The organism is Rugamonas sp. GW822-FHT03B10, assembly GCF_058801745.1.
Genome location: NZ_JBXANP010000005.1, coordinates 327,464 through 354,328 on the forward strand (window position 1 = coordinate 327,464; position 26,865 = coordinate 354,328).

Consider the following 26,865-nt stretch of genomic DNA (forward strand, 5'->3'; position numbering starts at 1 on the left):
TGACAACTCATTTTCAGGCTAACCGCGACGCGGTCATCAGCCCATCGCGGCGTGGTTGCGGTGCAGCACGACCACGTTTTGTTCGGCGTTCTTCAGTTTCTGCTGGTCGACCAGGTCCTGCAGCGACACGGAATCGAGGTAGTCGACCATCTTCTCGTTGAGCGTGGCCCACAGTTCGTGGGTCATGCAGCGCGCACCGCTGGCGGCGTCGGCGCCGTGGCAGTTCTCCTTGCCGCCGCACTGGGTGGCGTCCAGCGGCTCGTCGACGGCGATGATGATGTCGGCCACCGTCACCTTGTCGGCCCGGCGCGCCAGGCTGTAGCCGCCGCCGGGGCCGCGGATGGATTCGACGATCTCATGCCGGCGCAGCTTGCCGAACAGCTGCTCGAGGTAGGACAGCGAAATGGCTTGCCGCTGGCTGATCCCCGACAACGTGACGGGGCCCTTGCCCTGGCGCATGGCCAAATCGATCATCGCGGTCACGGCAAAACGGCCTTTGGTGGTCAGACGCATCACTACCTCGGTTCAACTCGGTTAAAATATCGCTCTTCAACTAGTCGAAAAAGCCTGATTAGTTGATCGATTTAGTCAAGTATATCAAACTTTGCGGAAGTTTGTCAGGATCGGCTTTGGCCGGTCGCCAGCAGGCGCATGGGGCCGAACAGGCCATGCATGGCCGGGTTGCCGATAAAACTCAGGTTGTACGGATGCTCGCAACATACTTGCGGGAAACTTTTCATCACCGGCAACTTATTCATCTGTTCAGCGATCTTTCCCCACAGCACCACCACCGGCGCCGGTTCGGCCAGCCGGGCCAGTTCCGCCATCACCGTCTCAAAGAACGGCAGCCAGGCCCGGGCGTCGCGCGCGGGCGCCACGTGCGGGCGGAACACCAGCGCCGCGTTGAGCAGCAGGAAGCCGTGCGCCGTCAGCGCGGCCTGCATCTGGGCCAGGGTCTGGATGGTGGCGCCGCCGCTGCGGGCCCGCTCGGCCACGGCCGCCAGCGCCGGGCCGGCCGTGTCGTCGGGCGCCAGCTGGCCGTCGGCCACCAGCAGCATCTTCATGAAGTTGCGCAGCGAGGTGGCCTTGTTGACGGGCTTGGATAGCCCACCGCCCGCCTCGTCCGACCACAGGCTGCCGACGGCGCCGTCCATGAAACACACGCCGGTCGCGCTCTCGGCGCGCGGATACGGCCCCTCGCCCACCAGCACGTAGCGCACCCGGTCCAGTGGCAGCGCGAACGCGGCGAACAGACGTTGCTCCGTCGGCAGATAGTGATCGACGGCCAGCGCCGGCAAATAGGCCGGATCGGCCGCCATCATCGCCTCCAGCCCCTTGCGCAGGACGGGACGCCACGAAACATGGGCGCGCGCGAGCGCGTCGGCGATGGGTGCGGGGATGGTCATGGCGAGGCGATGGGAGGGGAAAGGCGAAATTGTAGCGCAGCGTGCTTACGTCCGTCTTGCGCCCGCGCCGGTTACAGCGCTTGCGCGCGCGGCGACAATATAGCAAGATTGTTATGTTGTTTTGCGCCAGTTCCACCATCCCTTCCACCGCAGAGGTAAAAACGTGGCAAACCCCGACATCTCCAAGCTCAAGATCGAACGCGGCCCGCAGGCGCCGGCGACGGCCGCCCGCACCCGGCGGCGTTGGCTGCGCTGGGTGGTGGTCGGCGTGCTGGTGCTGGGCGCCGCGGCGGTCGTGTCGCGCCGGCTGGGCGGCGCGACCAGCGTGGAGACGGTGACCGTGGCCCAGGCCTACCCGTCCCAGAACTACACGCTGCTCAACGCCACCGGCTATGTGGTGGCCCAGCGCAAGGCGGCCCTGTCGTCCAAGGCCACGGGCCGGCTCGAATGGCTGGGGGTGCTGGAAGGCAGCCACGTGAAAAAGGATGAGGTGGTGGCGCGGCTGGAGAACCGCGACGTGAGCGCCGCGCTGGGCCAGGCCAGGGCCAACGTGCAGGTGGCGCAGGCCAACCTGGCGCAGGGCCAGGCCGAGCTGCAGGACGCGCAGGCCGCCTTCAAGCGCAGCGCCGAACTGCTGCAGCAGAAATTCATCGCCACCGCCACCTACGACGCGGCCCAGGCCCGGCTCAACAAGGCCAGGGCCGGCATCGCCGGCTACCAGGCCGCCATCGCCGCCGCCAAGGCCGGCGCGCAGTCGGCCCAGGTGGCGCTGGACCAGACCCTGATCCGCGCCCCGTTCGACGGCGTGATCCTGACCAAGAGCGCCAACGTGGGCGACAACATCACCCCGTTCTCGTCGGCCGCCGACAGCAAGGGCGCCGTCGTCACCATCGCCGACATGGATACGCTGGAGGTGGAGGCCGACGTGTCCGAATCGAACATCAGCAAGATCCATGTCGACCAGCCGGCCGAGATCCAGCTCGACGCCTTCCCGGACCTGCGGCTGGAAGGCACCGTCTCGCGCATGGTGCCCACGCTGGACCGCAGCAAGGCCACGCTGCTGGTCAAGGTGCGCTTCACGGCGCCCGACAACCGGGTGCTGCCCGACATGAGCGCCAAGGTGGCCTTCCTGTCCAAGGCCGTGCCTCCCGCCGAGCGCGCGCCCGTGGTGGCCGTGCAGCCGGGCGCCATCGCCACCCGCGACGGCAAAACCGTGGCCTTCGTGGCCGACGCCGGCAAGGTGCGCCAGGTGCCCGTGACGGCCGGCGCCAAGGTCGGCGAACTGGTGGCCGTGCAGGGCGTCAAGCCGGGCGACAAGCTGGTGCTCAACCCGGCCGCCAATCTGCGCGACGGCCAGGCCATCGCGCCGGCGAAGAAGTAAGCCATGGCGCCCATCGTCCAGATCGAACACCTGGTCAAGTCCTACCGGCGCGGCGGCCAGGTGGTGCCGGTGCTGACCGACATCAGCCTGTCGATCGAGGCCGGCGACTTCACGGCCCTGATGGGGCCATCCGGCTCCGGCAAGAGCACCCTGCTCAACCTGATCGCCGGCATCGACAAGCCCGACAGCGGCCTGCTGCGCGTGGACGGCCTCGATATCGCCCGCATGGGCGAAAGCGCGCTGGCGCAATGGCGCGCCACCCACGTCGGCTTCATCTTCCAGTTCTACAACCTGATGCCGGTGCTGACCGCCTACGAGAACGTGGAACTGCCGCTGATGCTCACGCCGCTGTCGCGGCGCGAACGGCGCGAGCGGGTGGAACTGACGCTGGCCATGGTCAACCTGTCCGACCGCATGGACCACACGCCCAACGAACTGTCGGGCGGCCAGCAGCAGCGCGTGGCCATCGCGCGCGCCATCGTCACCGACCCGGCCCTGATCGTGGCCGACGAGCCGACCGGTGACCTGGACCGCAATTCGGCGGCCGAGGTGCTGGCCCTGCTGCAGCGCCTGAACCGCGAGCTGGGCAAGACCATCATCATGGTCACCCACGACGCCAACGCGGCCGCCGCCGCGCGCAGCGTGGTGCATCTGGAAAAGGGCGAACTGCTGGCCGAGGGAGCGGCCTGACGCATGGTCGCGCCGTTCTACACGCTGCGGCTGATCGCCAAGAACGCCCTGCGCCACAAGCTGCGCACCACGCTCACGGTGCTCGGCCTGGTGGTGGCCACGCTCTCGTTCGGGCTGCTGCAGACGGTGATCGACGCCTGGTACGCGGGCGCGGAAGGCGCCGCCAACACCACCCTCGTCACCCGCAACAAGACCTCGCTCGTGTTCCCGCTGCCGTTGTCGTACCAGGCCCGCATCCGCGGCGTGGAGGGCGTGAAGGCGGTCGGCTACGCCAACTGGTTCGGCGGCGTGTACCAGGATCCGAAGAACTTCTTCGCCCAGTTCGCCATCTCCGGCCAGAGCTACCTCGACATCTATCCCGACTACCTGCTGCCCGAGGACCAGCGCGCCGCCTTCCTGCGCGACCGCAAGGGCGCCATCGTGGGCCGCAAACTGGCCGACCAGTACGGCTTCAAGGTGGGCGACGTCATCCCCATCAAGGGCACCATCTACCCCGGCCAGTGGGAGTTCGTGGTGCGCGGCATCTACGACGGCCGCCAGAGCAACACCAACACCTCCACCATGTTCGTCCAGTGGGACTACATCAACGAGACGATCAAGAAGGTCGCGCCGCGCCGCGCCAACCAGATCGGCGTGTATGTGGTGCAGATCGGCCAGCCCGAGAACGCGGCCGCCATCTCCGCCGCCATCGACAGCCAGTTCCGCAACTCGCTGGCCGAGACGCTGACGGAGACCGAGAAGGCGTTCCAGCTCGGTTTCGTGTCCATGTCCGAGGCGATCGTGGTGGCGATCCGCGTGGTGTCGTACGTGGTGATCCTGATCATCATGGCCGTGATGGCCAACACCATGGCCATGAGCGCGCGCGAGCGGCTCGGCGAATACGCCACCCTCAAGGCGCTCGGCTTCGGCCCCGGCTTCCTGGCGCTGATGATCTTCGGCGAATCGCTGCTGCTGGCCCTGTGCGGCGCCGGGCTGGGCATCGCGCTGCTGTTCCCCGTGGCGGCCGGCTTCGCGGCCAAGATGGGCACCATGTTCCCCGTGTTCGACGTGTCGGCGGCGACCGTGCTGCAGCAGGTGCTGGCCGCGCTGGCCATCGGCGTGGTGGCCGGCATCGCGCCCACCGTCCGGGCCAGCCGCGTCAACATCGTCGAAGGCTTGCGCAGCATAGGATAGGCCCATGAAAATCCCGCTCTCCTACATCGCCCGCAACCTGTGGATGCGCCGCCTGACCACCGGCCTGACGGCGGCCGGCCTGGCGCTGGTGGTGTTCGTGTTCGCCACCGTGCTGATGCTCGACGAGGGCTTGCGCAGCACCCTCGTCACCACCGGTGAATACGACAACGTGGTGGTGATCCGGCGCGCGGCCGACACGGAGATCCAGAGCGGCATCGAGCGCGCCCAGGCCAACATCGTCGCCACCCACCCCGCCATCGCGCGCGGGCCGGACGGGCAGGCCATGCTGTCGAAGGAGACCGTGGTGCTGATCTCGCTCAACAAGCGCGACTCGGACAAGCCGTCCAACGTCATCATCCGCGGTGTGGACCTGCGCGGCCTGCAACTGCGGCCCCAAGTGCGGCTGACCAGCGGGCGCATGTTCCGGCCCGGCGCCTCCGAGATCATCGCCGGCGCCAGCATCGCGCGCCGCTTCGCCGGCGCCGGCATCGGCGAGAAGCTGCGCTTCGGCCAGCGCGAATGGACCGTGGTGGGCCTGTTCGACGCCGGCAACAGCGGCTTCGATTCCGAAGTGTGGGGCGACGCCGACCAGCTGCTGCAGGCCTTCCACCGCAACGCCTGGTCGGCCATGGTGCTGCGGCTGTCCAACACCAACAGCTTCGACGGCTTCAAGCACGACATCGAGAGCGACCCGCGCCTGACGCTGGAGGCCAAGCGCGAACAGCTGTTCTACGCCGACCAGTCGAAGGCGCTGTCGACCTTCATCAACATCCTCGGCATCACGCTGTCGGTGATCTTCTCGATCGGCGCCATGATAGGCGCCACCATCACCATGTACGCCTCGGTGGCCAACCGGGTGGGCGAGATCGGCACCCTGCGCGCGCTCGGCTTCCGGCGCCGCAGCATCCTGGCCGCCTTCCTCACGGAGGCCATGCTGCTGTCGCTGGTGGGCGGCGTGGCGGGGCTGGCGCTGGCGTCGCTGATGCAGTTCATGTCCTTCTCCACCGCCAACTTCCAGACCTTCTCGGAGCTGGCCTTCGGCTTCAAGCTGAGCACCGCCGTCGTGGTCAAGACGCTGCTGTTCGCCCTCGTCATGGGCTTCATCGGCGGCTTCCTGCCGGCCGTGCGGGCGGCCCGCCTGCGCATCGTGGAAGCGCTGCGGGCCGCCTGAACGGCCGTGGCGCCTATTCGGCGTCCGGCTGCCGCGACGGATGGGCGGCCGCGAACGCGGGCAGCGCCATGCAGTTGGCGTGGATGCGCATGATGGTGGGGTACGGCGCCATGTCCAGCTCGAAACGCTGGGCATTGAACACTTGCGGCGCCAGGCAGCAGTCGGCCATGGTGGGCGTGTCGCCGTGGCAGAAGCGGCCCGTCTGCGGGTCGTTCGCCAGATGCGCCTCCAGCATGGCCATGCCCTCGCCCAGCCAGTGCTTGTACCACTGCGTCTTCACTTCCTCCGACAAACCCAGCGGCCCTTTCAGGTACTTGAGCACGCGCAGGTTGGTGAGCGGGTGGGTGTCGCACGCCACCGTCAACGCCAGCGCGCGCACGCGGGCGCGGGCCAGCGCGCCGGCGGGCAGCAGCGGCGTGGACGGATGCAGCTCGTCCAGGTATTCCATGATGGCGAGCGACTGGTGCACGATGGCGCCGTCGTCCTCCAGCGCCGGGATCAGGGCGCTGGGGTTGACGGCGCGGTATTCGGGCGCCAGTTGCTCGCCGCCATGCCGCAATAAATGAACGGGGATGGCCTCGTAAGCCAGCCCTTTCAAGTTCAACGCAATACGCACGCGGTAGGCGGCGGAACTGCGGAAGTAGGTGTACAGCTTCATTGCTCGATTCTTTCAAAAAAATCCGGCCATACGCGAAACGTGATCAGTGGCCGGCGGCCGCCATGCCGTCGGCCACGGCGCCCTCCGCCACCGGTGGGCGCTCCATCAGCCACAGCATGACGGCGGACAGCAGGGCCGGCACGGCGGCGATGGCGAAGATGGTGCTGTTGGGCCAGTTCATGCGGATCAGTTCTCCGCCCAGCACGGGGCCGACGATGGAGCCGATGCGGCCCACGCCCAGGCTCCAGCCGATGCCGGTGGAGCGCAATGTGGTCGGGTAGTAGCTGCCGGCCAGCGCGTTGACGGCCGGTTGGCCGCCGACGATGCAAAAGCCGGCCACCAGGATGCTGGCGAACAGGAACAGCAGCGACGCTTCCGGACGGCCGATCAGCACGATCGCCACCGCCGCCACCAGGAAGCCGGGGATGAGCACACGGCGGAAACCGGAGCGGTCGATCAGTTGCCCCATGACGAGCGTGCCGATGGTGCCGCCGATCGGCAGCACGGTCCCGGCCAGCACCGCCATGCTGGTCGACAGGCCGGCATCCTTGATGATGGTGGGCAGCCAGTTGGACAGGAAGTACAGGTTCAACAGGTTGAGGAAGTTGACCAGCCAAAGCAGCGTGGTGGTCCAGGCCCGGCCCGCGTGGAACAGCGCCAGCACGGAGCCGCCCTTCTGCGGCGCCTCCTGCACCAGATAACGACTGCCGGCGCCGGCCACCACGGTGGGATCGATGGCGCGCAGCCATTGGGCCACCTTGTCCGTGCGACGTCCGCGCAGCACGAGGAACTGCATGGATTCGGGCAGCAGCGCCAGCATCAGCAGGCCGATGGCCAGCGGCGCCAGGCCGCCGACATAGAACACGGCGCGCCAGCCGAACGCCGGAATCAGCGCCGCCGACACCAGGCCGCCGACCACGGCGCCCACGGTGAAGCCGCACGACACCAGCATCATCAGCGTCACGCGGCGGCGCGCGGGACTGTACTCGCCGGCCAGCGCCATCACATTGGGCATGATGGCGCCCAGGCCCAGGCCCGTGATGAAGCGCAGCACCTGCAACTGCTCCAGCGAGGCGGCCCACGGCGTGACCAGCATGCACACCGAGAAGAACAGCGTGGCGCCGATCAGCACCGGCCGGCGGCCGATCTTATCGGCCAGCACGCTGAACGCGAGCGAACCGACCAGCATGCCCAGCAGCCCGGCGCCGAACACCGGCCCCAGGCTGGCCTTGGTCACATGCCACTCCTGGATGATGGCCGGGGCCACATAGCCCATGGCCTGCACGTCGAAGCCATCCATCAGGATGCACAAGCCGCACAAGAGCAATACGCGAAGCTGGAACCCGCCGACCTTGTTGCGGTCGATGAGCGCCGGGATATCGATCTGACTTTCCATGCTGTCTCCCTGTTCTCTTTTTTTATCCGCTTTTACTGTTTCAACCGCGTCAACCGCGTTCGCGGTAGTGCGTGACGGTCTGCTCGATGGCGCCGAAGATGCTGGCGCCGTCCGCGTCGCGCATCTCGATGCGCACGCTGTCGCCGAACTTCAGGAAGCCCGTCTGCGGCTTGCCGCTCTCGATGGTTTCGTACATGCGCACTTCGGCCAGGCAGCAGTAACCGACGCCGCCATTGGCGATGCTCGATCCGTGCAGGCTGCCCTGCTTGTTGGACACCGTGCCCGAGCCGATGATAGTGCCGGCCGCCAGTTCGCGCGTGGCGGCGGCGTGCGCCACCAGCTGGGCGAAATTGAACGTCATGTCCTCGCCCGCGTTGGGACGGCCGAACGGACGGTGGTTCAGTTCCACCAGCAGCGGCAGGTGCAGCTTGGTGTCGGCCCAGTGCGCGCCCAGTTCATCGGGCGTGACGGCCACCGGCGAGAACGCGCTGGCGGCCTTGGACTGGAAGAAGCCGAAGCCCTTGGCCAGTTCGTTCGGGATCAGATTGCGCAGCGAAACGTCGTTGACCAGCATGATGAGCCGGATCGCCTTGGCCGCGTCGTCCGCGCTGGCGCCCATGCGCACGTCGCCCGTGATGACGGCCACTTCCGCCTCCAGGTCGATGCCCCAGTCCTCGGACAGCGCGTAGATCGGATCATGCGGGCCGATGAAGCTGTCCGAACCGCCTTGGTACATCAGCGGGTCGGTGTAGAACGACGCCGGCACTTCGGCGTTGCGGGCCTTGCGCACCAGTTCCACGTGGTTGATGTAGGCGGAGCCGTCGGCCCACTGGTAGGCGCGCGGCAGCGGCGAGTGGCACAGGCGCTGGTCGAACGGCAGGGCCTCGGCCACGGTGCCGGCGTTGAGCGCGGCGTAGGTCTGCTCCAGACGCGGCGCGATGGCGTCCCAGTCGTCGAGCGCATGCTGCAGGGTGGCGGCGATTTGCGGCACGGCCACGCAGCGCGACAGGTCGCGGCTGACGATGACGAGGGCGCCGTCGCGGCTGCCGTTCTTCAGGGTGGCGAGCTTCATTATTGCTGGCCCTCCGATTCCGGTTCATGCATCCAGGCCGCGTGGCGCGGCGCCTTGCGCGTCTTCGACCACTCCTCCAGCATCTCCCATTTGACGGCGTCGAGCTTCTGGTACATCTCCGGCGTGCCGATGTTGGCCGCCAGCTCCAGCCGGTGGCCGTTGGGGTCGAAGAAGTAGATCGACTTGAAGATGGTGTGGTTGACGGGACCCAGCACGTCGATGCCGGCGGCCACCAGGCGCTCCTTGGCGGCCAGCAGTTCGTCCATGCTCTCCACCTCCAGCGCCAGGTGCTGGACCCAGGCCGGGGTGTTGCGGTCGCGGTCCATCGGCGCCTGGGTCGGCAGCTCGAAGAAGGCCAGCACGTTGCCGTGGCCGGCGTCCAGGAACACGTGCATGTACGGGTCCGGCGCCTTGGTCGATGGCACTTCGTTTTCGGCGATGGCCAGCACGAAGTCCATGTTCAGGTGTTTGACGTACCACTCGACGGTCTGCTTGGCGTCGATGCAGCGGTAGGCCACGTGGTGGATTTGCTTGATCTTCATCTGTGTCTCCGGTTAAGTCCTCATGCAGAGCATTAGAATCCAGATTCAGATATCATACAAACAGTATTTTCTTAGCCATTTATCAGATTTTCTTATGAATCCCAGCCTGCGACAGATGCGTGCCCTGGTGGCCGTGGCCAAGACCGGCAGCTTCACGCTGGCCGCCGAGTACCTGCACGTGACCCAGTCGGCCCTGAGCGGCCAGATCAAGGAGCTGGAACAGGTGCTGGGCGTGACGGTGGTCGAGCGCACCACGCGGCGCGCCCAGTTGTCGGAACTGGGGCGCGAACTGTATCCGCTGTTCGACAAGATGCTGCAGGACCTCGACGGCGCCATGGCCGACATCGCCAGCCGCAAGGCGCTCAAGAAGGGCATGGTGCGGGTGGCGGCGCCACAGATGATGTCGTGCACGCTGTTGCCCGAGGTGATCGCCGCCTACCAGGCCGCCCAGCCCGCGATCCAGGTGCGGCTGGTCGATTGCCCGCTGGAGCAGGTGACGGCCCGCGTGTTCAGCGGCGAGGTCGATTTCGGCATCGGCCCCGAGCGCGACCCCACGGCCGAGATCGACGCCGTGCAATTGCTGGAAATGCCGTTCGTGCTGGTCTATCCGCCCGGCCACCCGCTCGAACAGCGCGAGCGCGTGACGTGGGCCGACGTGGCCGACTATCCGTTCATCTCGCTGCAGGGCCAGTTCACGGAACGGTTGCTGCGCGACATGCACGCCTCGTTCCGCGACATCTCGCTCAGCCCCTACAACGAGGTCACGTTCATGACGACGGCGCTGGCCATGGTCGCCGCGCGGCTCGGCATCACCGTCTGCCTGCCCTACGCGGCGCAGATGGTCAAGCTGTACGGCCTGCAGATGCGCCAGCTGTTCGAGCCCGAGCTGACGCGGCGCTTCTTCGTCTACACCAAAAACGCGCGCGCGCTGTCGCCGGCGGCCGACAGCTTCGCCACCTTCCTGCACCAGTTCGTGGCCGGCCACGAGTGGAACGTCCCGCCGGCCTGACGGGCGCCGGCCAGCGGCGCCGTCCCGGCACAGCGGGCGGAATCGTCCATTATTGCAATAAACTATATGCTTTTTACCTATTGGCAACACAATTGCCACAAGGATATACTGCGCGATGCTTTACGCCAGTTGAATACAATAGACCAATGAACATCCTCCATATCGACACCTGCGCCCTCGGCGACATCAACGGCTCGCGCCAGGCCTCCGCGGCCGTGGTCGCCACGCTGTGCCCGGACGGCACGGCGCGGGTCGTGTACCGCGACCTGGCCGCCGCGCCGCTGTCGCACATCAGCGGCCCGCTGCTGCAAGTGCTGCGCCAGCATTGGGATGACGCCATCCCGCTCAACGCCGAAGTGCGCGCCGAAGCCGCGCTCAGCCAATCGCTGCTGCGCGAGTTCCTCGACGCCGACCTCGTCTTGCTGGCCGCGCCGCTGTACAACTTCTCCATCCCGTCCGTGCTCAAGGCCTGGCTGGACCGGATCCTGCACCTGGCCCCGACGCTGGACGCCGCGGACAGGCAAGCGGCCCTGGCCGGCAAACGCGTGCTGCTGATCACGTCCTGCTGCAGTCCGGCCGAACAGCCCGAGCAGCAGCGGATCATGGACGAGCACGAACGACACCTGGCCCGCGTGTTCCGCCACATCGGCATCGCCCAGCCGGAATTCCTGCGCATCGCCACCGACGACGAGGGCAAGCTGTGCATGCCCGACATCCTGCCCACGCCCACGCTGGCGCCCTGAGCCACGCTGCGCAACTTGCCTGACGCAAGTGTTGCTTCCGGCCTATAATGTCCGGGTGCCGGCCCGGCGGCCGGATCGTCATCCGAACCATTGCGCACCATGATTGCCAACACCATCGCCGTCAACGAAAAGATGGACAAGTTCGACGGCTGCCACAGCGTCTGGCTGTTCGGCTACGGCTCGCTGATCTACAAGGCCGACTTCCCCTACCTGGAGCGCCGCCCCGCCAGCATCGCGGGCTGGACGCGCCGCTTCTGGCAAGGCTCGCACGACCATCGCGGCACACCGGAAGCGCCGGGCCGCGTGGTGACCCTGATCCGCGAGGCGGACGCCATCTGCCACGGCATGGCCTACCTGATCACACCCGACGTGTTCGGCCACCTCGACCACCGCGAGAAGAACGGCTACCTGCGCCTGGCCATCCCGATCCGGTTCGACGACGGCCGCAGCGAGGAAGGGCTGGTCTACATCGCCACGGAAGACAACACGGCGTTCCTCGGCGCCGCCTCCGAGGAAGACATCGCGCGCCACATCGCCCGCTCGTCCGGCCCCAGCGGCCCCAACAGCGACTACCTGAACCACCTGGCCTCCGCCCTGCGCGAACTGGGCCAGCACGACCAGCACGTGTTCGCCATCGAACGCCATCTCGCCGAACTGCACGGCCAGGCTTCCTGACCGGACGGCCAGTCGCCGCCTCCTAACGCATCGCCTGGCCTTTGCATACGCCAGATCAATACCCGTCCATCGGCGTCCGATTTGTTATCAAAAAATGACCATACTATGTGCCATGGCGGCACATTGCCCGCTCGACCTACATCTTCGAAGCAGGAGGGAGACTATGGATTTCCGCAACACGACCGTGGCCACGCGGCTGACGGCGGGCTTTGGCCTGATCATCATGGTAGGCATGGCTGTGGCCAGCTACGGCCGTGCCCAACTGGGCACGATCGGCACTGAAATGCACCTGCTGGTGAACGACCGCATGGTCAAGTACGACCAGCTCAACGAGGTCCAGGACAACGTCAACCTGGTGGCGCGCGCCGTGCGCAATGTGGTGCTGCTGTCGGACCACGACGCCAGGCAGGAGGAAGTGGGCCGGATCAACGGCGCCCGCGAAGCCATCGGCAACACCCTGCACAAGCTCGACGGCGACGGCGTCGCCGACCAGGGGAAACTGCTGCTGCAACGCGTCGTGGAGGCGCGCGCCCCCTATCTCAAGACACTCGACAAGGCCATCGCGCTGGGTCTGGACAACCGCAACGAGGAAGCAAGGGACACGCTGCTGAACGAGGTCCGCCCATCGCAGGCAACCTTCTTCAAGGCGCTCGACGACATGCTGGCGCACCAGCGCGCGAGTATGCGCGACAGCGCCGCCGAAGCGCAATCGACCGTCAGCCACGCCGGCACCGCCATGCTGCTGGCGACCGCGCTGGGCGCCGTGCTGGGCGCGCTGGCCGCCTATCGCATCACGCGCTCGCTGACGCGCGAACTGGGCGGCGAACCGGCCTATGCCGCCAACGTGGCCCGTGAAATCGCGGCCGGCAACCTGGCCGTCGACGTGCGGCGGCGTCCCGGCGACCAGCACAGCCTGCTGGCCGCCATGGGCGCCATGCGCGACAGCCTGGCCAAGGTGGTCAGCAGCGTGCGCCACAGCTCCGACAGCGTGGCGACGGCCAGCGCGGAGATCGCGCAGGGCAATCTGGACCTGTCGGGCCGCACCGAGGCGCAGGCCAGCGCGCTGGAGGAGACGGCGGCGTCGATGGAACAGCTGTCGTCCACCGTGGCGCAAAACGCCGACAGCGCGCGCCAGGCCAACCAGCTGGCCGCCGACGCCAGCGCCGTCGCGCGCGAAGGCGGCGAGGTGGTCGGCGAGGTGATCCAGACCATGAAGGATATCGATGACGCCAGCCACAAGATCAGCGACATCATCGCCGTGATCGACGGCATCGCCTTCCAGACCAACATCCTGGCGCTCAACGCGGCGGTCGAAGCGGCCCGCGCGGGCGAACAGGGCCGGGGCTTCGCCGTGGTGGCCAGCGAGGTGCGGGCGCTGGCCGGGCGCAGCGCCGAGGCGGCCCGGGAAATCAAGACCCTCATCGGCGACAGCGTGGTGCGCGTCGAACAAGGCGCGGCGCTGGTGGACAAGGCGGGCCGGACGATGGATGCCGTGGTCGAGGCGATCGGCCGCGTGAGCGCGATCGTCGGCGAGATCAGCGCGGCCAGCCGCGAGCAGGCCACCGGCGTGGCGCAGGTGACGGAAGCGGTCACCCAGATGGACGAGGCGACCCAGCAAAACGCGGCCCTGGTGGAGCAAATGGCGGCAGCGGCCGCCAGCATGCGCGGCGAGGCCCAGGAGCTGGTGCAGGCCGTGGCCACCTTCCAGCTCGAACATGGGCTGGCCGGCGGCCCGCGTCCCGCTGTCGCCAAGGCCCCCCCCGCCCGTCATGACGCCCCGGCCATGGACCGTGACGTGATCGCGTTCGCGCCGCCGAAGCGCCGCACGGCGCCAACGGCGGCAACTCCGGCAACAGCGGCGTCCAACACCAGCGCACGCACCGCGCGACAGTCGGCCGCCAGGTCCGGCACGGACGGCGCGGACGAATGGGAAGAGTTCTGACGTGATGCGCATGGCGCGTCCTCCATCCGTGGCACGCTAGCCGAACAGATCCAGTTGTCCCTCGCCCGCCCCGCTGGCCCGCGCGCCCAGCGGGGGTATCACCAGCGGGCGGCGGAACTGGCTGGCGTCGAGTTGATGGAAACGGCCGCTGTGGCCGGACAAGCCCAACCGCGCCGCAGCGATCGAAAACCGCTGCCGTATCAGTTCCGCCCACACCCCCTCGCCCTTCATGCGCGTGCCGAAGTCGCTGTCGTAGTCCTTACCGCCGCGCATTTCCCGCACCCGGTTCATCACGCGCTGGGCCCGCTCAGGATAGTGCGCCTGCAACCATTGCTGGAACAGGGGATTCACTTCCCATGGCAGGCGCAGCACGATGTAATGGGCGGACGTGGCGCCCGCCTCGTGCACGGCCTCCAACAAACGCTCGATCTCGGGTTCCGTGATGAACGGAACGATGGGCGAAATGCTCACCCCCACCGGAATGCCGGCCTCGGCCAGCGTGCGGATGGTGCGCAGCCGGCGCGCGGGCGCGGCCGCGCGCGGCTCCAGCGTGCGCGCGATGGCCGGGTCCAGCGTGGTGACGGTGATGGCCACAGCCGCCTGCCGCCTGGCCGCCATCGGCGCCAGGATGTCGATATCGCGCTCAATCAGGGCCGACTTGGTGATCAGGCCGACCGGGTGTTCGCATTCCTGCAGCACTTCGAGCACGCCGCGCGTGATGCGCAGCTCACGCTCGCAAGGTTGATAGGCATCCGTGTTGACACCGAGCGCGATCGACTCCGGCACGTAGGACGCCTTGGCCAGTTCGCGCCGCAACAACGCCGGCGCGTTGACCTTGGCGAAGATCTTGCTCTCGAAGTCGAGCCCCGGCGAAAGGCCCTGGTAGCTGTGCGTGGGGCGCGCGAAGCAATAGATGCAACCATGACTTATGTTGACCCGTTTTGTTCACGATTTTGCGACTTCCTCTTTGTACACCTGAGCTTAACTTGCACTTATCCACATCCTGCTGTTCATGAACACTTATGTGCGGGACTTGAACTAACGACGCATTTGTCGTTGTATCAAGTTGCTTCTTGACCATCCAGACAGAGGGCGACGACGTCCTGTACAAGCAGATTGAGAGGCACTGTTAGCGAGGGCTTGCAATCATAGCGAGTAAGCTAGAGCCGTCGGAGCCACAGGATTCTCTAGGTCGTCCGCGCACGATTGCGTGTATACATAAATATAATGATGTATAGCTCCGTCAGCTTATACGCGGCTAGCCGCCACCGTTTCTCATAGAACGCCGCCACCCATTCGCCTAGACCGCCGCCACCCATTCGCCTAGAACGCCGCCATACGTTATCTTGGAACGCCGCCACCAAGACCCTGTAATATTCGTAGAACGATTTCGATTCGGCTAAGTGTCCAGCCCCGTCTGTTCACAAACGCGTTTTACAGATAGCTCGGGCTTCCGGCGTTGCCACTCCTTGAGTGCCCGAATCGGTGTTTTTGAATCGATAGCGCGCTGCGGTACGTGGTGGTTGTACAGCTTGAGTTAGTTGTGCAGCGTCTTCTCCAAGTCAGCCTAGCTATCGAAGCGGGTTTGCTGAAGGAGCTCGCTGATACGGTCATTGAAGCGTTCGACCACGCCATTGGTTTGTGGATAATGGAGCGGCGCCAAGCGGTGTTCGATAACCATCCTACACTTTCAGGCGCACGCCGAGGCGGGCTGCGGTCAGCCCCTGCTCTGCCTGGCCAACATTCTCCATCGCTTCGCGCTCGCGCGAATCCTTGCAGTGGCGTGAAGGCTGGAGCATAGTCGACTGCGCTTGCGCCAGGGTTAGCCAGCACCAGGACTGTATCACTCGCCGAAAATCGACATCGCTGCCGGCATGGTCGATCGTTTCCTGAATGAACGTATTATCGACTGAGGACTTCTCGGAGCTCACTTCGTACAAGACAAAGCAATTCCTCGCACGACTGGTCGTCAAATTTTTTGAGATAGGCCAAGATCAGGAGGGTTAGCGGATGGACAGTCAGGGGAACAGCCAGCTCATCAATCTTTTGCAGCGTTGGCTGCTTTAACCCACGTTCCAGTTCACTGATGTAGGTGCGGCCAGATTCATGCGCGAAATCCTCTTGGGTTAGGCCTCGAGCAAGTCGTACTGCTCTAAACGCGGCACCGAACTGATTCTGTTGCTTCATGTTACCCCACTTGTTGGAGCCCCATGAGAATACAATGCATGCTATAGTGCTACACGCTATAGCGTGCATTGTGGTTTGCCGCTAGTAATTTTGATACTCAAATGCCTGAACTCGTTATTTCCACTTTTGATGTCCCGAAGCTCTCTGTCCCAGCATTTAAACTTTTGAAGGCAGCAGTGCATTACGCGCAGAGAAACGGACAGACCGCGCCGCATAAATTGAGTATCCACGAGTTCTGCAGTTGGGCATGCTTGCCTTTGCTCACAGTCGAGGACTTTTCGATGTTGTTAAAAGAAGCAAGTAAAACATTGGCTGTAGTTGAGGTTATCGACACTTCCTCTCCGGATCGGAATGATTTGCCATACGCAAGTTGGCCAGTCTTCAGTGAGGTAGGGATAGACGGATCCAGCTTCACTTTCGAAATCAGCTGTCGCACTTTCGACGAACGGTTGTTAGCAAGTCTTCCAATGCTGCAAACTGCCGGGCAACAACCAAATCGATATTGTCATCGGCCGGAGTCCGCACTAAGGATAAGCCGCACGAGGTTCTCTCGGTTGAGCAGATTTAATGCAATCAGCTAAATATGCAAACCGACGCCCCGTCCTAGGGCGGCCACTTGGCTGCAGCCGTTGGAACTTCTCGGCAGAGCATTCTTTTAGTGATAAGTTCGAGCGCTCGAAGATGCTAAGCATTGGGATGGCGGAGCGAGTAGTGTGCTGCCATACTGGTCACTATTCAGACGATCCATCCAATGTCTAAGATACCTATAATGGCGGCCGTGAACAGGCGATTCCTTGCCGATTTTCAAGCCAGAGAACGTCAACATATTGCCGAACTTGCCGCTGTTGGCCAGTTGGTCGGACTTGAGCGAATAGCAGAGCTGTTAGGAGTAACCTGTCAAGTTATCGCCGATGAGGAAACAAGCTACCGTATCTTTTCCCTGAACGCTGACGATGGCAGTAGGCTATATCCGCGATTCTATGCATCACGGTGCCTAAATCGGGAACTGCTTGAGGCGGTGAGTATAGAATTGAGCGACCTACCCGGGGCCAGTAAGTGGCAATTCTTTAATGGCGTGCGGCTATCATTAGGTACCCGAACACCCCTTGAAGCAATTGAAGCCGGCGAATCTAGTTTAGTTCTAGTAGCAGCAAGAGCTTACAGGGAAGCCTGAGTGGATAGTTTTAGTGTAGCAACCAATCGATTCGACTATCAGTCCAAGTGCCGGTGAGATGGTTCTCCAATTGTTCAATTCAATAGCGGTGTGCACAATGTGCCGCCATACTCGTCTCTTTCAAGACGATTCCCCCCCCACCACCACGGGTATGAATGCGACAATTTAAAAAAGCAAACGAGCGATCCCTCGTGGTCTTCGCTATAAAAGAGCGTCAACATATTGTTGAGCAGACAGCGGTGGCTCGCCTGTTTAAAGCTGATCGTTTCGCTTCTTCGAGAGACTCATGAGAAACCCCTTTACGCTAAGCCCACGTCAAATAGCTGATGAATTACTGTTTCCCGGCCCGCTTCATATGGGGATGGCTTCTGGCGTGTTTGTTCAACTGCCCTCAACCGACGAGTCCGCACAATTCTTTTGGGACTTGGCGCCAATGTTAGAGGCTGGCGGCATGCTCGTGATGGTGGTTGATGCGGCCAGACTTCAAGCGAAGGATGGTCTTTCAGTCCTTTCGCAACTTGTTCGCGATCGATGTGACCCCGCGTCTGCTGGTATTGGCAAAGACTTGACGTTTGCTGATGCCCTTGCGAACATTCTAAACGTCCAGCCACTGACCATTGCCCTGCTCCTTGGCGGCGCACAGCGACTTTCGGCTGAAGCCGATGACCGGATATTGAAAGCTATAAAGGCAGCCAGAGATATGGTCAATCTAGAACCCAGCGCAGCAGGCAGATTCCGAATGGTAGCAACCTGGATCCTGCCCGCCAACCCATGCAGTTACGTCGAGAATCGCCGCAGCGCTTTTTATGGCGCAACTGCGGTGCGCTTACCAGCCGTCGATAGACAAAAAGCAGGTGCAAACACTGCCGGCAGGAACTAAGGTGGGGCTTAGGACACCAAATAATAGCCACACCATGAGAGATTCGAATTCGCCTTAAGCCACGTCATCATTGCGATTTTTGAATAAAACTTAGTATCAATGCCCGCGTAGTTTTCCATGGTAAATCCTCCCATGGTGGGTTGGCTGGCGTGGCAAGACAGCCGATTAGCGCGAGAGTTGTACCCGGGATTTGATCTGGTACAAACAGCAAAAGGGCCTTGCTGTACATGTCCCCACTTGACGTGACCTAGACCGTCAGATGAGTTCGAGCTCGGTGAGGCCGCTTCCGCCCCTTTTCGGACGTTCAAAGTTTAATGCCAAACTTTTCTCGAAGATGGATTGCTAAATATCTACCATAACCAGCATCGACGACCTGTTTGGCAGTTGGCAAGTATTTGTCGACAAATCCTTCCATCAAATAATAGAAATCTTCGAAAGCGTGGTCGCACTGTGCACACACTAACCGCTGATTCACATCTGACAAAAAGGTGCTCCTTATTTCATCTATTTTATTGAGATTAATATACCAAGTATCACACTCGTAACACTGGACTGAAATATGGCCACATGAGGGGCAGCGGAGAAAAACCAAGTCTTCATCACCACAGCATTTGAAACGGGCATATTCAACATCCTCATCGGTGAGCAAGGCGAGGTTCTGTGGTTTAATGTCGGTCATTAGGTTTATAATTCAATATGTAATAGGTACTGCAATGGCCGTTAATGGCCGCAAGCCGTCTTGTTATTTCTTATCCTCTTCGGATACCTTTGGGCTAGTGTCGACCCAACCAGGGCGGAGTCCTTTAGCAAACTCGTCCCTGACCTTGGCCAATGAATACTTATCACCCATGTCTGCTTCAATTTCGCCGATGCAGCCCCAACAGTCGCCACCGCAGTCAAGCGACAACGGCTCATCTTTCTGGTCCAGTTTTCGACCGCATATGCCGCATGCATTAGGCATCTTCAAATTCCCATAGTCCGTTCTTGGCCGGAATGAGACCACTGCTATTTCATAATTCGTCCTTACATAACTCCTTTAGGAGATTCGGGGATATTGACGGTTTTAAAAATTTGTTCGCTGTGAGATAGCCGATAATTTTCCCGTTTTTAATCAACACAGGGGGAGTTGTTGTGTATTTATTGAAAGGAGAATACGTGCTGTACTCGCCGCCAAAGCCACCATATTGATTCCAGATTGACTTTGCACTATATTCACTTCCGTACTCACCGTACTCATTAAAGATGGATTTATTATCATAGGGGTTAGATATTTTCCCCAGAGGAGTATTTTGATTATCCTGTGCAATTAGGCTTGCATCCTTCACTATCGAGCAAACTTCCTCGCTGAATGCTGGGAGCGCAATCAATGCTGAAATAGCAATATACAGGATGTATCTGGCCACGCGCATGAAGTTACCTTGGGAGACGATTTTGTAAGAAGGGTGTTGGCATGCAAGCATAACATTTTGCAATATCGCAAATATCACACTTTGTCACCATACTCGACCAAGAACGCCTAAGCCTTCTAGAGACAGTGGATTCCTAGAGTCTTCTATGAAGAAAGGCAGCTTGTGGCCGAACCCGGCTAAGTCGCCTCAAGATAGCACTCTTGCCGAGTGGGAAGGCTCACATTTTTTACACCTGGCGCTTACGCCACGAAAGGTGCGATCCGCAAGTAGAACCGCAGAAATTTACAGTCACTTCCTTCAAATAGCCCCTACTCGCCGCTCACCTTTGAGATCCATTCATGAACAGGTCTTAAGTGGTCGATTGCAGATGACAACTCTTCGATAGAGTCGCGCAATGGATCGATTGGAGTCCATATCGTGAGATGAGGCGAAACCGGCATATCCGTCGTACTCACATCCGGCCCAGCTTTCCTCACCACAGTCACAGCTTGACGACCTCGCCCACGATAACCACGATCTTTGTTGAGACAATTAATGCCTTCGGTAAGTATCGCATGCCATAAATCTTCTGTGATTTCGGGCAAACGAAATTCTCGTCCACCCAAATTTTTCTCGAGGATATCCGGCCTTGAAGCTGCCTGCCAAGCGTCGCGAGCGAATCGCAGGGTGATGTCCCTGGGGGCGCGCAGAAGAGACACAAGTCGTAATAATGTCGGCATCTCTAGTTCGGACTTTATCAGTCTAGCAATCGGCCAATCACGATACTCCATGCCTTCTAGATTGACTCCTACACACGCTTTCCGGTCGTTCGGGTATATCGCAAGATTCCATTGAACTCCATCACGTCCATCACTAATCCCAAAATACGGCTTGTTTAATTGACCGAATGGACGGCCTTTAACATTCAGCAGTTCATTGAAACCATCTAATAAATGGGCGTATATTTCATCCTTGTTTGAACGCACAGATTGTTTTCGGCGTTCAACACTTCTAATTGACGCAACGGGATCTTCTTTCTGAGTTTCTGCAATCGCTACTATTCTTACATCTGGCGCTGAATTCAATATGGACTGAATTGCAACAATCGCGTCGTCCGGATGAAGATTGAAAAACTCGCGCCTTTTCTGCCGAAGTGGCTGGAGCTTTGTATGAACAAGAGATTCAAACTTCCGGCAGTCGTTCACTGCGATCTGATGTGTTACTTCCCAAAGAAAATCGCCAGTCGAACTTTTATTGATTTCGGCACAGCGAACAGATGGATTTCTAGCTGTTTTTCCGATCTTGGATACCGGAAGATCGATGTCCTTTACCCCGAGGACATATAAATAACCTTCCTCAACATCAGATTGTTTTTCCATATTAGGTTACGCAGTTATTAAAGAAATGAACTCTCGAAAAAAATCCACATGGCGTGAGGACGGGGACCACAAGTTTGGATTTCTCCCATTGTAATGAGATAGCTTCCTGCCGTCTGGTTATGGCCGATAGTGGCATGTCACGCAGACAGTTTAGCTAATGCTTTTAGCGCGGGCTGCTTCAAATACATCCAGTCGTATTGACTGAGAGTGACCAAAGCTGCTTCATGTTCTCGGAGCATGTGGGCAGGAAAGTCGGCAACTGTGTTTGCCGCCGCCCACGGTGCATCCCCCATGTCTTCACCTTCAAGAGCAATATCGATGAGCACCGCCAGTAATTCTTCATCCTTATAGTGTTGGGCGAAATATTCATCGACAATTGCACTAGTTGGAGTGGAAGTCGTCCAGATAAGAAGCTCCCGAAGATTGGCGGAATCTTTGTGGCCCTTCGAAATTGCTAGTCGTGCAGCCGAGAGGGCTGCATTTGCATATTCTGTGCTCATTGCACTTACTTTCTTTAAAAAGGGAACGTCTGCAACTGGCCGGTTTCGGCCGAAAGGTACAGGATACCAGCTTGCCGAAATGAAAAAGTCACACAATCCCACTGCGCCGTGTAACGTCGTCGAAGAAGCGCATATTTGAACTCCAACCCAATGGAGGTCGATCATGGACACTCAAACTATGGCACGTGAACAGAACGTTCCGTGGAACAAAGGCAAGCTGGTGGGGCAGAAGGCGCCATTCAGGATCAGTGAAATATGGGCGATTAGAGTTCGCCTGGAAATTTATGGGCGCCGGCGCGACTTGGCGCTGTTCAACTTGGCCATCGACAGCAAATTGCGCGGCTGTGATCTGGTTCAGCTGCGCGTGCAGGATGTTTGCCATGGCAACTATACGGCGAGCCGCGCAACGGTGATGCAACAGAAAACCAAACATCCGGTGCAATTCGAATTGACCACAGGCACGCGGAAGAGTCTCGCCGAATGGATTAGTCACGCCGAACTAAAGCACAACGATTATCTCTTCCCCAGCCGTATCGGCGATTCGCCGCATATCTCGACCAGGCAGTATGCACGCATCGCGCATGGGTGGTTCGAGGAAATAGGTTTAGATCCCACGGCTTACAGCACGCATACCCTGCGCCGGACTAAACCAACTCTGATCTATCGTCGAACCAAGAACCTTCGTGCCGTACAGCTTTTGCTCGGCCACACACGGTTATTTGCTAGTACAGCGAGTATCATAAACAGCGTAATAAAATGGCATGCAATAGGACTTGCGCCCGATCGGAGGATCATCAACATTGAACCTTGCTAGTCCATATTTATAATATACAATACTATTCATACAATAAATTCGCGCTTCGGTGGCCGTACTACTCCAAGGATCAATAACATGACAGACGTAAATAATGAGTTGTTGAACATTGTAAGAAGCAGTGCATTCCCTAACGATGTTCGAGTGGGCGCAGCTCAAGGACTGGACTATAGCGCTGGCGCAGAGGAGAGAAAGGCACTAGTTGACGTCGCGAAAAGCAGCGCCTATCCGAATGATGTCCGTGCTGCTGCTGCTAAAGCTGCAGGCCATGCCACTCAACGGTTGATCTAGTCGGAAAGCTGATGCTGTGACCGCTAGGCTGGTCAAAAATCGCTAAACCAGACAACTTCTATGTCGACGATAACCACGAGCGCCTTCTCATCACGTCATGTCGGCGTCGCGGCAGAAGCATTTGCGGCGGCCGTGTTCGCCCAGTGCGGCGTGGACATCTCGGTGCAATACGGCGCAAATCAGCCGGAGTATGACCTTATCGTTGCGCGAGCTGACGATCTAATGAAGGTATCCGTTAAGGGAAGTAAGGACGGAAGTTGGGGGCTGACTCAGTCTTACTTGGCCGAAGCCAACTACCACGGTGCGGCTGACAAGTGGTTGGCCCGCCACAAGAGTAAGACCGTCATGTGTTTTGTTCAGTTTAAGGACGTGCACATAGGCGATATGCCAAGAATTTACTTGGCGACGCCAGCTGAAGTTGCCACAAAGCTCAAGTCTGCCTCTGGTGGCCGAGGCGACACTATTCTCCACGAGCGATATACCCGTGGTCCCAAAGCTGCCGGCGCCGGCACCTTGGAGGAAATACCGCAAGGTTGGCGATTCTCGCCAGAGAGGGTTAATGAGCTTCTGCTGGCAACCAGACAAGTTCCGGCTATGCAGGCCTCGTAAAAAAGGGAGACATCGTGTGCGGCTGAGTCTGCACCATCGTGAACCGCTCCATGCCCAGCCTGGTAAAAGTAGAATATCGTATAAACGGTTTATAAGGAATCACATGTCTATTAGTTTCACTGAGGGCTATTCATAGGCTTGATATAGGAATTGTCGTACATTTTGTTCAGAGCGGTGTCAATCCTTGACGCCCGCGTCCGCTGTAGTTCGTGCACTAGGAGGAAACAAATTGAACGAAGAACTTTTCGAGATTGATCCTGCGTCATCAATTCTGTTTCTGGGTTCAGGATTTTCTGTCGGTGCGGAGAACATTCGTTGCGGAGCCATGCCTACTGGCAAGGGATTGAAAGAAGAGTTTGCGAGCGCTTTGAAAGTTAGTGCAGATGCTTATGACTTGGTAACCCTCGCTGATGAATTCGCTCGGTGTAAGGACTTTGATCTCTATGAGACGGTCTACGAATTATTCAGTACGGCGAGGGCGCTGGATCATCAGAAGGTAATCGTCGCCGACAGATGGCGACGTATTTACACCACCAATTATGATGACCTCGTGGAGTGGATCCATCTTGACTCGCACATTCCATTTCATTCGTACAGTTTCGACGATATCAAGCCGTCGCGTTTGGAGACCGGTGCGATTGTCCACCTGCACGGCTCCATCCGGAATGCGACAAAGGAGAACGTGCTCAAGCAACTAGTTCTAAACGAATCATCTTACGTCCGGCAGCATGTCGAGCGCTCGGTTTGGTATGACGAGTTCGTGCGCGATCTAAGTTTTTGCACAAGCTGTTTTTTCATTGGATACAGCCTCGCAGACATGCACGTCGCGGCCTTATTGATGAAAAATGAACATCTCCGAAAAAAAATCTTCTTCATCACGCGCGACCTGGGAGATGCAATCTTTAACCGCCGTGTGGACCCGTATGGGACAATCCTACCGATTGGTGCTGACGGCTTTGCCGACCTTTGCAAGAGGTTGCCCCGTCCCTCAATGACCATGGATCCTGCTCGTCTAAAGGCATTCAAATACCTGGATCCTCAAAAGGACAAGCGAACGCTTGCCCCATCGACGCCTATCGAAATCCTCAACCTGGTCGCTTACGGTAAGTTCAGCGAAACGCGCTGCATGACCACGCTGCCAGAATCTAAGTATGTGATCGCGAGAACCAACACAGTTGCGGAAACGCAGCAGCTACTCCTCGGCCACAAGTGCATCCTGGTGCACTCACGACTTGGCAATGGGAAGACAATTTTCCTTCACATCTTGGCTCATAAGCTTGCAGAAGATGGTTACCAGTGCTTCCTCTGCAAGGAGAACACTGAGTTGCCTAGTCACGATTTAGATGTCCTAGCGCAGCTAAAGAAGCCCGTAATTCTTTTCGATTCCTACAATACGGCGATTGAGATCATTCCTCTATGTTCTCAACTAGAAAACGTCAAGTTCGTCGTGGCAGTGCGAACAGGCGTACAGGAGGTTCGCCTGCATGAGATTCGATCCAAGCTGCCAGCCTCGCTGGCAATTCAAAGTCTCAATAAACTTGACCCAATTGACCGATCGGATCTTAAGTCGCTCCTTAATATGTCAGGTGTACGAGTCGACGAACTAGAGAGAGAAATCGATAAGAGCCGGGAGCTCCGGGATGTTGTTGTATCTCTATATCAGAACAAGCTCATTCAAGACCGGGTCGCGACCGAACTGGATCCGCTGATGCGACAGAAAGAGGCTCGAATGATTATAGTCTGCGCCAATCTTGTGAAATGGATCGGGGGGGATCTTGAGGTGAGTTTTCTGCGTGCCGTAAGCGGGGATGATCCATTTGCGTTACGGGGAATAGGCAGCGATATGGTACTCGATCTGCTGCAATTCGATGATGACAATGTACAGGCTCGTTCCGCGCTGTTCTCGGAGTACCTGATCCGGAACCACTTCGAAACGGCGTGGATAATTGATGCCGTATATTGCCTGATAGTGGAAGCTGTCCGACGCAAGCGAGAACGCGTCTATCAAAAAATCCTTGGAAGCTTGATGCGATTTTCAGCGCTGGACTGGGCACTTCAACGGGATCCAAACAGGCATACGGCGTTAATCGCACTCTATGAGCGGCTTCATCGCGACAGTGCCGTAAATGAGGAGCCGCTGTTCTGGCTGCAGTACGCGATCCTAATGATGTCCAGTGATGATATGGACGCTGCTGAGCGATTCTTACTCACGGCGTACAACCGGGCCGAAGCAAATCCTGGTTTTAAAACTTACCAGATCGACACTCAGGCCTTGCGCTATCTGCTCGTCCGCGAAGCGCGCGATTCTGCCGCTTCCGTCACACGTTATGACCAACTTCTCGATAAGCTTCGGCGAGTCATCCCGATGCTGGCCGACGAAAGTCACCGTGCGCACGCAGTTCACGTGATGTTGGAAATTGAACCGTTTATGTTTGCTAGGGCGAATGCGTTGTCGTTGACGCAGAAAAATGAGTTGGTGGTGGAGTTCGACAAAATTCTTACCGCTCTGGCTAAATTTGATATGTTGGCGCAAGCCGAGACGGCTTCGATTCCCGCCAGCCAGAGCGTCGAGCGCGCAAAGCGCACCATCTGGTCGTCTTGATAGAGCGGGAAGGATTCGAGCCGTTCGGCTCCACAGTTAAGCGACAGCAAGAACAAATGCACTGAGTATGTGATAAGCACCTGGGCCAAATTGATTGTGATAGTAATACGCCAGGAACGCCAGCATGACGGCACTTATGATATTTCTCACTCACAAGTCCACGGTTGGAGAGCACGGTGCGCTACCTGGGCATCGAGGTCGACGATGCCCTTGAAATAGCCGAGCAAACCGACTCATAGCGTGAAATTTGAACGGCGTGCGGCGAAGTATTTATCGGACCAGGTATTGGTTTTTATCCTTGCCCACTAACCACTTCGGTGCGCGTCCACGTCCGGTCCACGTGTCGCCAGTAGCCTGGTCTTTATATTTGATTTCCACAGGCTTGCGAGCAGCCTTAGGGGCTTTGGCTGTCCCGGCGATATCAGCGACGGTCAATCCAAACTCTTTCATGATGGACTGAATCTGGGCGCGGGCCGCAGTCACCTCGGCGCGACGAGCCTCTTCGGCCTTCGCCTGTAATTCTGCGATTTGCTTTTTGATTTCTTGATAAGAAGTTGACATAGATGACCCTTTCAATTAGTGGGGATGTGTTGATTGTACACGGAGCGGTTGAGAACTCAATTAGTCATGACACAAGCATATTCCGCCATTCACGCTACTTGGATGCATCTCTTGAGTGAGACAGCAGGTATTTTTCATTTCCGCAAGATGGTATCCTCCTAGGAACCTGAAGTCGGCCAATAGTGACGCCCATATCGTTCACATTACCCGCCCAACTATATCTTCGCTTATGAGGCCCAGATGGCCATTTCGTTGTCCTCGGATGACGTCTGTTGCGGCCTAAAAAAATCCGCTAAGCGCACTGCAGCATACGCTTCGAATCGGCTTACGGTTTCTTCGGTGAATTTGATGTCAGAATCCCCGAATTCTGCAGCCGGGAAAAGAAAATAACGCACAATTGAAGTGTTGGAGCGATCAAGCTGCGCCGCTATTACGAAATCTGTGCCCAACATTTTGGGGGACTTCATCCACCATCGATAGTAACCCCACTTCGGCTCGTGGCGACATGCCATAATGCGAACTGCAATATCTACCTGATCATTTAAGGCTCTATGCCGTTTCGTGTGGAATTTGACGTCAGGCGACATGCCGTGTAACGCCGAAATCGCGTGGCACGGCAGCG

The 26,865-nt window shown here is 59.5% G+C and carries 25 protein-coding genes and 4 pseudogenes; 13 read left to right on the forward strand and 16 right to left on the reverse strand.

The window, feature by feature from the left end:
- Window positions 1-36 precede the first annotated feature (36 nt).
- Entirely contained in the window at window positions 37-513 is a 477-nt protein-coding gene (gene iscR / locus AC1RQG_RS11365) for a Fe-S cluster assembly transcriptional regulator IscR (RefSeq protein ID WP_182155881.1), read from the reverse strand.
- A 104-nt stretch (window positions 514-617) separates the two neighbouring features.
- Window positions 618-1,406 carry a uracil-DNA glycosylase family protein gene (locus AC1RQG_RS11370; protein ID WP_493131305.1) on the reverse strand — a complete coding sequence of 263 codons (789 nt, stop codon included), beginning with the start codon at window positions 1,404-1,406 and terminating at the stop codon, window positions 618-620.
- A 163-nt stretch (window positions 1,407-1,569) separates the two neighbouring features.
- Here AC1RQG_RS11370 and AC1RQG_RS11375 point away from each other — a divergent pair, with 163 nt between their 5' ends.
- Genes AC1RQG_RS11375 through AC1RQG_RS11390 form a run of 4 tightly spaced genes read left to right on the forward strand, consistent with a single transcriptional unit; the run spans window position 1,570 to window position 5,821 of the window.
- Complete coding sequence (locus AC1RQG_RS11375; RefSeq protein ID WP_493131307.1) at window positions 1,570-2,787, forward strand: efflux RND transporter periplasmic adaptor subunit; 1,218 nt, start codon at window positions 1,570-1,572, stop codon at window positions 2,785-2,787.
- Window positions 2,788-2,790: 3 nt separating this feature from the next.
- Window positions 2,791-3,477, forward strand: a complete 687-nt coding sequence (locus AC1RQG_RS11380) for an ABC transporter ATP-binding protein (RefSeq protein WP_493131309.1) — start codon at window positions 2,791-2,793, stop codon at window positions 3,475-3,477.
- A 3-nt stretch (window positions 3,478-3,480) separates the two neighbouring features.
- Complete coding sequence (locus AC1RQG_RS11385; protein ID WP_493131311.1) at window positions 3,481-4,650, forward strand: ABC transporter permease; 1,170 nt, start codon at window positions 3,481-3,483, stop codon at window positions 4,648-4,650.
- A gap of 4 nt (window positions 4,651-4,654) precedes the next feature.
- A complete protein-coding gene (locus AC1RQG_RS11390; RefSeq protein ID WP_493131313.1) occupies window positions 4,655-5,821 on the forward strand; it encodes an ABC transporter permease in 1,167 nt (388 codons plus the stop codon).
- Window positions 5,822-5,834: 13 nt separating this feature from the next.
- Here the strand turns inward: AC1RQG_RS11390 and maiA are convergent, their stop codons facing one another.
- The 4 genes from maiA to AC1RQG_RS11410 are packed head-to-tail and all read right to left on the reverse strand — an operon-like array spanning window position 5,835 to window position 9,489.
- Window positions 5,835-6,479 (reverse strand): maleylacetoacetate isomerase, encoded by a 645-nt coding sequence (gene maiA, locus AC1RQG_RS11395; RefSeq protein WP_493131315.1) that lies wholly within the window; start codon window positions 6,477-6,479, stop codon window positions 5,835-5,837.
- Between the two features lie 43 nt (window positions 6,480-6,522).
- Window positions 6,523-7,875: an MFS transporter gene (locus AC1RQG_RS11400; RefSeq protein ID WP_493131317.1), complete on the reverse strand. Its 1,353-nt coding sequence runs from the start codon at window positions 7,873-7,875 to the stop codon at window positions 6,523-6,525.
- Window positions 7,876-7,924: 49 nt separating this feature from the next.
- Complete coding sequence (locus AC1RQG_RS11405; RefSeq protein WP_493131319.1) at window positions 7,925-8,947, reverse strand: fumarylacetoacetate hydrolase family protein; 1,023 nt, start codon at window positions 8,945-8,947, stop codon at window positions 7,925-7,927.
- On the reverse strand, window positions 8,947-9,489 hold the full coding sequence (locus tag AC1RQG_RS11410) for a VOC family protein (RefSeq protein ID WP_493131321.1): 543 nt from the start codon (window positions 9,487-9,489) through the stop codon (window positions 8,947-8,949). The genes AC1RQG_RS11405 and AC1RQG_RS11410 overlap by 1 nt, the downstream gene beginning before the upstream one ends.
- 94 nt (window positions 9,490-9,583) lie before the next feature.
- On the opposite strand from AC1RQG_RS11410, the gene AC1RQG_RS11415 reads away from it, so the two are divergent.
- The 4 genes from AC1RQG_RS11415 to AC1RQG_RS11430 all read left to right on the forward strand — a co-directional run bounded on the left by AC1RQG_RS11415 (window position 9,584) and on the right by AC1RQG_RS11430 (window position 13,858).
- On the forward strand, window positions 9,584-10,498 hold the full coding sequence (locus AC1RQG_RS11415) for a LysR family transcriptional regulator (protein WP_493131323.1): 915 nt from the start codon (window positions 9,584-9,586) through the stop codon (window positions 10,496-10,498).
- Between the two features lie 146 nt (window positions 10,499-10,644).
- Window positions 10,645-11,241, forward strand: a complete 597-nt coding sequence (locus AC1RQG_RS11420) for an NAD(P)H-dependent oxidoreductase (protein ID WP_493131325.1) — start codon at window positions 10,645-10,647, stop codon at window positions 11,239-11,241.
- Between the two features lie 99 nt (window positions 11,242-11,340).
- Window positions 11,341-11,916: a gamma-glutamylcyclotransferase gene (locus AC1RQG_RS11425; RefSeq protein ID WP_493131327.1), complete on the forward strand. Its 576-nt coding sequence runs from the start codon at window positions 11,341-11,343 to the stop codon at window positions 11,914-11,916.
- A gap of 163 nt (window positions 11,917-12,079) precedes the next feature.
- Window positions 12,080-13,858, forward strand: a complete 1,779-nt coding sequence (locus AC1RQG_RS11430; protein ID WP_493131329.1) for a methyl-accepting chemotaxis protein — start codon at window positions 12,080-12,082, stop codon at window positions 13,856-13,858.
- 36 nt (window positions 13,859-13,894) lie between these two features.
- Here AC1RQG_RS11430 and AC1RQG_RS11435 read toward each other — a convergent pair.
- From AC1RQG_RS11435 to AC1RQG_RS11450, 4 genes and pseudogenes are all read right to left on the reverse strand, one after another.
- Window positions 13,895-14,782: pseudogene (locus tag AC1RQG_RS11435) on the reverse strand (PA0069 family radical SAM protein); the annotation flags it as partial.
- A gap of 475 nt (window positions 14,783-15,257) precedes the next feature.
- Window positions 15,258-15,533: pseudogene (locus tag AC1RQG_RS11440) on the reverse strand (integrase core domain-containing protein); the annotation flags it as partial.
- Window positions 15,534-15,540: 7 nt separating this feature from the next.
- Window positions 15,541-15,798 carry a hypothetical protein gene (locus AC1RQG_RS11445; RefSeq protein ID WP_493131367.1) on the reverse strand — a complete coding sequence of 86 codons (258 nt, stop codon included), beginning with the start codon at window positions 15,796-15,798 and terminating at the stop codon, window positions 15,541-15,543.
- Window positions 15,761-16,114: a helix-turn-helix domain-containing protein gene (locus AC1RQG_RS11450; protein ID WP_493131331.1), complete on the reverse strand. Its 354-nt coding sequence runs from the start codon at window positions 16,112-16,114 to the stop codon at window positions 15,761-15,763. The genes AC1RQG_RS11445 and AC1RQG_RS11450 overlap by 38 nt, the downstream gene beginning before the upstream one ends.
- Before the next feature lie 1,391 nt (window positions 16,115-17,505).
- On the opposite strand from AC1RQG_RS11450, the gene AC1RQG_RS11455 reads away from it, so the two are divergent.
- On the forward strand, window positions 17,506-18,099 hold the full coding sequence (locus AC1RQG_RS11455) for a hypothetical protein (protein ID WP_493131333.1): 594 nt from the start codon (window positions 17,506-17,508) through the stop codon (window positions 18,097-18,099).
- A 304-nt stretch (window positions 18,100-18,403) separates the two neighbouring features.
- Here the strand turns inward: AC1RQG_RS11455 and AC1RQG_RS11460 are convergent, their stop codons facing one another.
- The 4 genes from AC1RQG_RS11460 to AC1RQG_RS11475 all read right to left on the reverse strand — a co-directional run bounded on the left by AC1RQG_RS11460 (window position 18,404) and on the right by AC1RQG_RS11475 (window position 21,531).
- Window positions 18,404-18,778: a hypothetical protein gene (locus tag AC1RQG_RS11460; protein WP_493131335.1), complete on the reverse strand. Its 375-nt coding sequence runs from the start codon at window positions 18,776-18,778 to the stop codon at window positions 18,404-18,406.
- A gap of 331 nt (window positions 18,779-19,109) precedes the next feature.
- Window positions 19,110-19,508, reverse strand: coding sequence for a hypothetical protein (locus tag AC1RQG_RS11465; RefSeq protein ID WP_493131337.1), 399 nt, complete (start codon window positions 19,506-19,508; stop codon window positions 19,110-19,112).
- 308 nt (window positions 19,509-19,816) lie between these two features.
- On the reverse strand, window positions 19,817-20,866 hold the full coding sequence (locus AC1RQG_RS11470; protein ID WP_493131339.1) for a GIY-YIG nuclease family protein: 1,050 nt from the start codon (window positions 20,864-20,866) through the stop codon (window positions 19,817-19,819).
- 137 nt (window positions 20,867-21,003) lie between these two features.
- On the reverse strand, window positions 21,004-21,531 hold the full coding sequence (locus tag AC1RQG_RS11475; RefSeq protein WP_493131341.1) for a hypothetical protein: 528 nt from the start codon (window positions 21,529-21,531) through the stop codon (window positions 21,004-21,006).
- On the opposite strand from AC1RQG_RS11475, the gene AC1RQG_RS11480 reads away from it, so the two are divergent.
- The 4 genes and pseudogenes from AC1RQG_RS11480 to AC1RQG_RS11495 form a co-directional block, all read left to right on the forward strand.
- Entirely contained in the window at window positions 21,530-22,180 is a 651-nt protein-coding gene (locus AC1RQG_RS11480; RefSeq protein ID WP_493131343.1) for a tyrosine-type recombinase/integrase, read from the forward strand. The genes AC1RQG_RS11475 and AC1RQG_RS11480 overlap by 2 nt on opposite strands.
- 351 nt (window positions 22,181-22,531) lie before the next feature.
- Window positions 22,532-23,080: a hypothetical protein gene (locus tag AC1RQG_RS11485; protein ID WP_493131345.1), complete on the forward strand. Its 549-nt coding sequence runs from the start codon at window positions 22,532-22,534 to the stop codon at window positions 23,078-23,080.
- 229 nt (window positions 23,081-23,309) lie between these two features.
- The gene (locus AC1RQG_RS11490) at window positions 23,310-25,682 is read left to right on the forward strand and encodes an SIR2 family protein (protein WP_493131347.1); all 2,373 of its coding nucleotides are present in this window, start codon (window positions 23,310-23,312) and stop codon (window positions 25,680-25,682) included.
- Between the two features lie 161 nt (window positions 25,683-25,843).
- A pseudogene (locus AC1RQG_RS11495) lies at window positions 25,844-25,921 on the forward strand (integrase); the annotation flags it as partial.
- 31 nt (window positions 25,922-25,952) lie between these two features.
- Here AC1RQG_RS11495 and AC1RQG_RS11500 read toward each other — a convergent pair.
- On the reverse strand, window positions 25,953-26,243 hold the full coding sequence (locus tag AC1RQG_RS11500) for an H-NS histone family protein (RefSeq protein WP_493131349.1): 291 nt from the start codon (window positions 26,241-26,243) through the stop codon (window positions 25,953-25,955).
- 227 nt (window positions 26,244-26,470) lie between these two features.
- Window positions 26,471-26,865, reverse strand: a pseudogene (locus AC1RQG_RS11505) (hypothetical protein); the annotation flags it as partial.